At 38.6% G+C, this 1,868-nt stretch carries 1 protein-coding gene; it reads right to left on the reverse strand.

The features are described from left to right. Positions 1-696 precede the first annotated feature (696 nt). The gene (locus KIV41_RS08250) at positions 697-1,701 is read right to left on the reverse strand and encodes a GIY-YIG nuclease family protein (protein WP_285336065.1); all 1,005 of its coding nucleotides are present in this window, start codon (positions 1,699-1,701) and stop codon (positions 697-699) included. Between the last annotated feature and the right edge of the window lie 167 nt (positions 1,702-1,868).

Below are 1,868 nucleotides of genomic sequence, written 5' to 3' on the forward strand. Positions count from 1 at the left end.
GCCGCATGCCACCTTAAACACTAAAACCAACGCATAGTAAAAATGCCACGCGTTGCGAATCACTCTTAAACAGATTGTTAGTCGCGAGGCACCGAGCGACAATTTTAAGCCGAACTAAACTTTGCGAACAACAAACTTTATGTGCTTTGATGCACTTAAGTCAGGCGTAGTCGCAAAGCAGCTATTCAATGAAACCACTTGGAACAAACAACGCCGCAGAAAACGGACTGACAACACCAAAAAGCGTTTTTGGAAAGCCAATCTCACAGTGCGGACTTTCAACAAAGTCACTGAAACCACGTGGAACTTACAACACCAGAGAAAACGTCCTTTCAGCAAGTAAATAAGCTTTTAAACCAACAAACTCACCGAGCAAATTTGCAACCAAAAACAGATTTTCGATTGCCCCACCCTATCACCACCAAAGAACGAAACAACCGCTTGGGAAATAGCAATGCATTGACTTAGAACCGATGAAACTGAGCTTTGACCGTCGAAGATGGAACTATGAATCAAACAACCAGTAGCCAAGTTTTGAGCTTAGAAACATGATTTTGACTGCTAGCTTTTTCTGGCGACTAACGCCCTGTTAAGGTGTGAGCAACGCAATACCGATGCCGCCACATACCACCTTAAACACCAAACACAACGCATAGTAAAAATGCCACGCGTTGCGAATCACTCTTAAACAGTTTGTTATAAATCATCTTCTACGATCTTTGAACCTTGCTTGCGTTGATATCGTGAAACAAACAAAGGTGCAACTATAGCGGTGAATATTGCCAAAGTTAGTGTAATCGTAGTGCCAACGAAAAAAGTTAACCTTGAGTCAAGCTTGTCGATACTTTTTTCCAGCCTCAAAAGCTCTTTATCTGATATTAGCTTATAGTTTTTTAAATCATTTTTCAGCAATGGTACAGACAACAGATTTTCAACGCTACCGTCTAATGTTTCTTCAATAGCTGTAACTTTACCTACCACACCAGAGCGTTCGAAGTCTCGAATTTTGGACTCAATAGTTGCAAGTTTAGAGTTGATTATTGCGACTTCTTTAGGGATCACCTCATCTAATTCACTAGATTTGCTTACATCAATATTTTCAAGCGCTTCCTGTTGTAACTTTAACTCGGATATTAATTCCCCCAGCTTATTTCTTGCTAAGTCAGTCTCTTTTTTAAACTCTATATTTGATGCAAAAATTTCTTTTTCCAATATACTTCTAATATCACTATCTCGCTTATCCTGAACGTAAAATGTATAAGTCCCTGAGAGCAAAACCATTAGTGTCGCTGATGCAAAAATAGAGCTTTTAAACCATTGCTTTGACCGTTTTTCCTCTTCTTCTTTTAGCTGATTTACTTTTCTGTTAAATTTTTCGTAATTATCTACATGCACCTTATTAAATTCTGGCAAATAATCCCTAATTAGTGCCATTTCTAGGTTTCTAGCTTCTTCAACCTCACTCTGCGAAAATGACCAATAAAGTATTTCAATACCTTCAGATGACTTTTTACTTAATATTTCTAAAAGAATAGGGTGATGTTTCAACCTTGCTTTCAATCTTTGTGTAATACCAATATAAAAGGGCGTGAACTCACGACCGTCACACTTTGAGCTGATGATGTAGACAGCTCCAGTACTCGGTAGCACATCAAATTTTAAACCTTGCACTCTTACAAATTCTTTATTTAATAGCTTCAATTTATTTTTATCCTTGCTATGCCAATATCGACTTTCACTATGATTTATAACGCCCTGTTAAGGGGTGAGCAACGCAATACCGAAGTCGCGGCATACCCCCTTAAACACCTAAATCAACGCATAGTGAAAATGCCACGCGTTGCGAATCCCTCTTGAACAGTTTGTTA

The sequence above is a fragment of the Vibrio sp. D401a genome, from assembly GCF_030248515.1.
Classification (GTDB): Bacteria; Pseudomonadota; Gammaproteobacteria; order Enterobacterales; family Vibrionaceae; genus Vibrio; species Vibrio rotiferianus.